A 6,589-nucleotide genomic window follows, 5' to 3' on the forward strand; every position below is an offset into this window, starting at 1 on the left:
TCCTTTTAAGAATTTCGCAATGTGTATGCTAATCGTGATACAGCAAGCGATAAATTAAGGCCAAGTACTTGTGTGTTATTTTGTAAAAACTCGCCTAATGCATTTTGCGCACTTTGATAAGCGTCAAAACTCATGCCTTGCAGTAATTGCTGCTTTAGTTGCACGCTTAAAAACAAAGTAAATATACGAACAAGTTCAGGCTGTTTATTTATTATATCGACTAACGCTTTGAAATTATGGCTTTGTTTAAACTCAGTTGCAAACTTATACAGTGTATCAATATTTTTCAGCTGGTCCTGCTGTTGCCAATGCTTTACTTGCAGCGGTTGGTTATAAAAAAGTGCTAACCAACTATAGTTAGGAATATCTAATGTCTCTAGCCATTGCTGAGCAAGTGCTGTATTAGTTATTTTTACATCACTTTTAGCGCATCGACTTAAAATAGTTGCAGGGAGCTGCTGTGGTTGGCTTGTGGTTAATATTAAAAAGCGGCTATTAGTTGGCTCTTCAAGCGTTTTTAATAATGCGTTAGCTGCTGCTGTGGTCATTTTTTCGCAATTTTCGATTATCGCGACTTTATTGCCATTTTGCGCTGCTGAGTGATTCATAAAATCACTAATACCACGAATATCATCTACACCTATACTTTGCCCATCAACTTGCGTTAAGCGTTTGTCGGGGTGAGTGCCAGCCATGGTAAGTAAACAGCTTTTACACTGTCCGCAAGGTTTTAGCACACTGTTTTGCGCAGCTACCTGCTTAGCTATATTTTGGCATAACAAAGCATTCCCAAGCTCATCACTTAACTCAAACTTACCTACGCCAACAGGCCCACAAAATAATTGCGCATGATGAAAACGCTCTGCGCGATAACTTTTCGCTAAACGTGCTTGAGTATCATGTAGCCAAGGCAATGGCATATTATTTTAGGCCTTCAAAAAATGAATGCAGTACATTGGTAATATCGCGATGTACTTTATCAATACTTTGGTTTGCATCAACGGTTTTAATTGTGTTGTCGTCATTAGCAAGTTCAACATAACGCATACGTGTACGCTGAAAAAACTCAATGGCTTCTTGTTCAATACGGTCAAGCTCGCCACGCCCTTTTGCACGTTCAAGGCCTATCACTGGGTCAATATCAAGGTAAATAGTTAAATCTGGCTTTAAGCCTTTTAACACCATTGACGAAAGTGAAGCTAATGTATTTGAGCTAATACCACGCCCACCACCTTGATACGCCTGAGACGATAAATCATGACGATCGGCAAGTACCCATTGGCCTTTATCAAGCGCTGGGGTAATAACATTGTGCATTAGCTGCGAGCGAGCTGCATACATAATAAGCAACTCGGTTTCAAAGGCAATTTCTTCTTCGTGCTCTGCTTTTACAAGCGTACGAAGCGATTCAGCCAGTGGCGTGCCGCCAGGTTCGCGGACATTAATGAAGTCTATTTTTTGTTTGTTTAAAAAGTCTTGGCATAGCGAAATAGCGGTTGATTTACCCGCGCCTTCTAGCCCTTCTATTACTATAAATTTTGGTTTCATAAACTATTAATTCTTTTTATTTAATATATACGTTTTAACTGCTGCGTTATGCTGTTTTAACGTGGTTGAAAATTGGTGGCTACCATCGCCTTTTGATACAAAGTAAACATATTCACTTTGCGGCGGATTAACTGCAGCTAAAATAGCGGCTTTTGATGGCATTGCAATCGGTGTTGGCGGTAAACCATTAATGCGATACGTATTGTAAGGCGTATAATCGCGTAAATCTTTACGTTTAATATCACCATCAAAATCAGCGCCTAGCCCGTATATTACGGTTGGATCGGTTTGCAGGCGCATATTGGTGTTTAATCGATTAACAAACGCTGATGCAATTAACGGACGTTCGCTGGCAAGGCCTGTTTCTTTTTCAATAATTGAAGCCATTATTAGTGCTTCGTATGCTGTTTTATAGGGTAGATTAGCACCGCGCTGCTGCCAAGCATCATCTAACGTTTTCTGCATTTTTTGTGCTGCACGTTTTAATACACTGCTTGCAGTATCGCTATTATGATAATGGTAAGTGTCGGGGAATAACCAGCCTTCTAAGTGCGTGTCATTACCCAGTATTTGAGTACTTAGTTCGTCAGCTTTTAAATCGTTTTGTAAATTATCAGCTTTTTTAATAGCACTTAGTACTTCACGTAAGTTTTGCCCTTCAATTATGGTAAAACTAAAACTAATTTGCTGACCTTGGTTAATTTTTTTTACGTTGTTAATAACACTATCGGGTGTTAGCTCGTAAAGCCCCGCTTTTAAGTCGGTAAGCGTGGGATCTAATTTGGCAATTACCTGATAACGCCAACAACTTTCCACCCAGTTATTAGCTTGCCATTGTTGGCATAACTTATTAAAGCCAGTACCATGCTTAACTTCAAATTGTGTGTTTTTTGCTACCTTTAACGGGCTATTTATTGTTGCTTGTAATTGCTGGTAACCAACAGCAGTGGTTATGACAGCTAAAAAAAGTACCGATAAAATAACTTTTAACACTCAGCCTCCTTGGCTAATAATTTAGTTAGTAATGCGTGGCTTTCGTCTGTATTAAATACCTGTTGCTCAATACGTTTTACAGGTACTGCTCCCATTAAGCTATTACACACAAATACGGCGTCTGCTTGGGTTAAGTCTTCTACTTTCACGCGTTTAAATTCAACAGGCAATTTATCACATAACGATTGCAGATAAACGCCCTTAATTCCGCACTCATCAAGCAATGGCGTAAACACACACTTATTTTTAATCGCAAAAATATTAGCTGCAGAAGCTTCAATTACATTGTTATTGTAATCAAGCACTAACACATCGTCGCAGTTTTGCGTTTGCATTGCTTTTTTAACTAGTACTTGCTCAAGCCGGTTTAGTGTTTTAAGACCTGCTAAATAAGGCTGTGCTGCTAATTTAATTGGGCTTATTTCTAGATTTACACCCTTTTTAACAAGCGCTTCGTAATTACTGGGGTAATCTAATATGCTCAATAAAATAGTAATATTACACTCACTTGGCAGCCCATAACCACGTCCACCTTCGCCTCGCGTTACAAGTATTTTAAGTACGTTGAGTGATGCTGCTTTTATATGCAAAGTAATTTGATTTTCAAGGCTATTAAAATCTAGCTCAGGAAAACCCAAACGCTGTGCGCATTCAATCAAACGCGCTTTATGATGAGCCCAATACTGTACTTGCCCATTAACAACTTTAGCCGTTGTAAAAAAGCCGTCACCGTAATTTAAGCCTCTGTCACGCGTACTTAAAGTGCTGTTTTGATCTACTGCTATTATTGTTTGCATTTTATTTGGCATAAAAAAAAAGCCCAGTTAAACAACTGAGCTCTTATAATTTGATTCGTTGTTAAAAAAGATTATACCTTTTTAAATAGCAACGAGCCATTAGTACCACCAAAACCGAACGAGTTACACAGTGCAAAGTCTAATTTTGCATCACGTGCAGTGTGAGCAATATAATCTAAGTCACACCCTTCATCTGGGTTATCAAGGTTGATAGTTGGCGACACTTTTTGATCTGTCAGTGATAAAATCGAAATAATCGATTCAACCGAGCCTGCAGCACCTAACAAGTGACCCATCATCGATTTAGACGAGCCTACCATTACATCTTTAGCTGCATTACCAAAAATAGACTTAACAGCGGCAGTTTCTGCTTTATCGCCTGCATTTGTAGATGTACCGTGTGCGTTAATGTAACCAATTTGCTCAGCGTTTACTTGCGCATCATTTAGTGCGTTTTGCATTGCAAGGGCAGCACCCGCTCCATCTTCTGGTGGTGATGTCATGTGGTACGCATCGCCGCTCATACCAAAGCCAACAAGCTCAGCATAAATTTTAGCGCCACGTGCTTTAGCATGTTCGTACTCTTCAACTACAACAACACCTGCACCGTCAGAAAGCACAAAGCCATCGCGGTCTTTATCCCAAGGGCGAGAAGCCGCTTGTGGATCGTCATTGCGGGTTGAAAGTGCACGTGCAGCATTAAAGCCACCCATACCAATAGGCGTACAGGCTTTTTCTGCACCGCCAGCAACCATTGCATCTGCATCACCATAGGCAATCATACGCGCGGCATGGCCAATATTATGCAAACCAGTAGTACAGGCAGTTACAATTGAAATATTTGGACCACGAAGTCCATGCATCATTGATAAATGACCTGAGATCATATTAATAATGGTAGACGGCACATAAAATGGCGATAACTTGCGCGGGCCACTATTTAATAACTTAATGTGGTTTTCTTCGATAAGCGTTAAGCCACCAATACCAGAGCCCACAGCTACACCTATACGTGTTGCGTTTTGCTCAGTAATTTCAAGGCCTGAATCTTTAAAGGCTTGAACACCCGCTGCAATGCCGTACTGAATAAACAAGTCCATTTTTTTAGTATCTTTCGCTGACATGTATGCAGTTGCATCAAAGTCATTTATTAAACCAGCGAATTTAGTACCAAATTTTGATGTATCAAAGTGGGTTATTGTTTGAATGCCACTTTTGCCATCTAATAAGCCTTGCCAGGTTGATTGAACATCATTACCTAGCGGCGTCAACATTCCTAAGCCAGTTACGACGACTCGACGTTTAGCCACGGTTTGCCTCCAATAAGGGATATTTTACAAGGGGATGATCATACCCAAGCTACCTCAAAGTGCTAGTCCCAAAATAGATTAAAAACGCATAACACAATCAAAATTAATTTTTAGCTAAAATTGAGCATTGAGGCTTAAGTTTTGAATCACGAACTTTGAGGTGGTTTGGATATAAAAAATTAAAGGCAGCGGATGCTGCCTTTAACGTGCGATTAATTACTCAGCGTGTGCTGTTACGTAATCGATAGCAGTTTGTACTGTAGTGATCTTCTCAGCTTCTTCATCTGGGATCTCAGTATCAAACTCTTCTTCAAGAGCCATTACTAGTTCAACAGTATCAAGAGAATCTGCACCTAGGTCATCTACGAAAGAAGATTCATTTTTAACTTCTTCTTCTTTAACACCTAGTTGTTCAATGATAATTTTCTTTACGCGTTCTTGGATATCGCTCATTCTTCTTTCCTTTATTAAAAACGCCGATGCGTTATTTTCAGATTGCCGCGTAGTTTACGCGGCATAATTCTCTGATTCAATGATTTGACCATAAATAATTGTCTGGTCAAACCTCTGAGTGTGTGTTTTGTCTTTTATCGCTTATTTTCGCAGCGATTTCAAGTATGTTTAAAGCAAGTTCACAAATAATTCAATGTTTTTGAGGTAACTTACTTAACTTTATTAAGTAACAATGTGGGTACAATGGTTATTAAACCATGTACATCGCGCCATTTACATGCAAAGTTTCACCTGATACATACGCAGCAGCGTCAGATGCTAAATAACATACCGCAGCTGCAATTTCGTCTGGTTGACCTAAACGCCCTGCTGGAACATTTGCAAGTGTTGCTGCTTTTTGCTCATCAGTTAAATCATCAGTCATATCAGTTTGAATAAAACCAGGTGCTACTACGTTTACTGTAATACCACGTGATGCCACTTCGCGTGCAAGTGACTTAGAAAAACCAATGACGCCTGCTTTAGCCGCTGCATAATTAGCTTGTCCTGCATTACCCATAGTGCCCACTACAGAGCCAATATTGATAATACGGCCTTTCTTTTTCTTCATCATTGGACGAAGTACCGCTTTAGATAAACGGAAAATCGAGCTTAAGTTAGTGTCGATTATATCGTCCCACTCAGTCTCTTTCATACGCATTAATAGGTTGTCACGTGTGATACCTGCGTTATTAACAAGTACGTCAACATCGCCAAAATCAGCTTTTATAACAGCAAGTGTTGCTTCAATAGATGCAGGATCCGTTACGTTTAGTGCATAACCTTTACCATTTTCACCTAGGTACTCGCTAATTTTAGCAGCGCCTGACTCGCTTGTTGCAGTGCCTGCAACTTTTGCACCTTGCGCAACTAATGTTGTTGCAATTGCTTTACCAATACCACGGCTAGCGCCAGTAATTAGGACAACCTTGCCCTCTAAAGAAAATAAATTAGACATTTTATATACTCTTATTTAGCTGCAGCGATTGAAGCGGCATCGTTTACTGAGCCACAAACCATTGCTTTATCAATTCGTTTCGCTAGTCCTGTTAATACTTTACCAGGACCAAATTCGTAGCTTTGCGTTACATCTTGCGCAACCAAAGCTTGTACTGTTTCTGTCCAGCGAACTGGGCTGTATAGTTGACGTACTAGTGCATCTTTAATTGCATCAGCGGTCGATTCAGCTTTTACATCAACATTATTAATTACATCACACTTAGGTGTATTAAATGTTAAAGCGGCCAAGTCTACCGCTAGCTTATCAGCTGCTGGCTTCATTAGTTCACAATGTGAAGGTACACTAACCGAAAGTGGTAATGCGCGTTTAGCACCAGCATCTTTACATGCTTGTGATGCTCTATCTACTGCCGCTTTATGCCCTGCAATAACAACTTGGCCAGGAGAATTGTAGTTAACTGGAGATACAACCTCACCTTGCGCTGAGGC

General features: G+C 40.0%; 8 protein-coding genes. All 8 read right to left on the bottom strand.

Translation table 11 applies throughout. The annotated features are described in order from the left end of the window. Positions 1-5: 5 nt before the first annotated feature. Positions 6-920 (bottom strand): DNA polymerase III subunit, encoded by a 915-nt coding sequence (locus H5115_RS14560; protein ID WP_182756011.1) that lies wholly within the window; start codon positions 918-920, stop codon positions 6-8. Position 921: 1 nt separating this feature from the next. Beyond that, positions 922-1,548: a dTMP kinase gene (gene tmk, locus H5115_RS14565; RefSeq protein ID WP_002962371.1), complete on the bottom strand. Its 627-nt coding sequence runs from the start codon at positions 1,546-1,548 to the stop codon at positions 922-924. 6 nt (positions 1,549-1,554) lie between these two features. Next, positions 1,555-2,541, bottom strand: a complete 987-nt coding sequence (gene mltG, locus H5115_RS14570; RefSeq protein ID WP_182756013.1) for an endolytic transglycosylase MltG — start codon at positions 2,539-2,541, stop codon at positions 1,555-1,557. After that, on the bottom strand, positions 2,535-3,350 hold the full coding sequence (gene pabC / locus H5115_RS14575; protein WP_182756015.1) for an aminodeoxychorismate lyase: 816 nt from the start codon (positions 3,348-3,350) through the stop codon (positions 2,535-2,537). The genes mltG and pabC overlap by 7 nt, the downstream gene beginning before the upstream one ends. 59 nt (positions 3,351-3,409) lie before the next feature. Then, positions 3,410-4,648 (bottom strand): beta-ketoacyl-ACP synthase II, encoded by a 1,239-nt coding sequence (gene fabF / locus H5115_RS14580; protein WP_002962376.1) that lies wholly within the window; start codon positions 4,646-4,648, stop codon positions 3,410-3,412. A gap of 216 nt (positions 4,649-4,864) precedes the next feature. Continuing rightward, a complete protein-coding gene (acpP, locus tag H5115_RS14585; RefSeq protein ID WP_002962377.1) occupies positions 4,865-5,101 on the bottom strand; it encodes an acyl carrier protein in 237 nt (78 codons plus the stop codon). A gap of 250 nt (positions 5,102-5,351) precedes the next feature. Next, positions 5,352-6,098 (bottom strand): 3-oxoacyl-ACP reductase FabG, encoded by a 747-nt coding sequence (gene fabG, locus H5115_RS14590; RefSeq protein ID WP_182756017.1) that lies wholly within the window; start codon positions 6,096-6,098, stop codon positions 5,352-5,354. Positions 6,099-6,109: 11 nt separating this feature from the next. Next, a partial coding sequence (locus H5115_RS14595; protein ID WP_182756018.1) for an ACP S-malonyltransferase occupies positions 6,110-6,589 on the bottom strand: 480 nt, incomplete at its 5' end.

The sequence above is a fragment of the Pseudoalteromonas sp. SR44-2 genome (genome assembly GCF_014163745.1).
Classification (GTDB): domain Bacteria; phylum Pseudomonadota; class Gammaproteobacteria; order Enterobacterales; family Alteromonadaceae; genus Pseudoalteromonas; species Pseudoalteromonas distincta.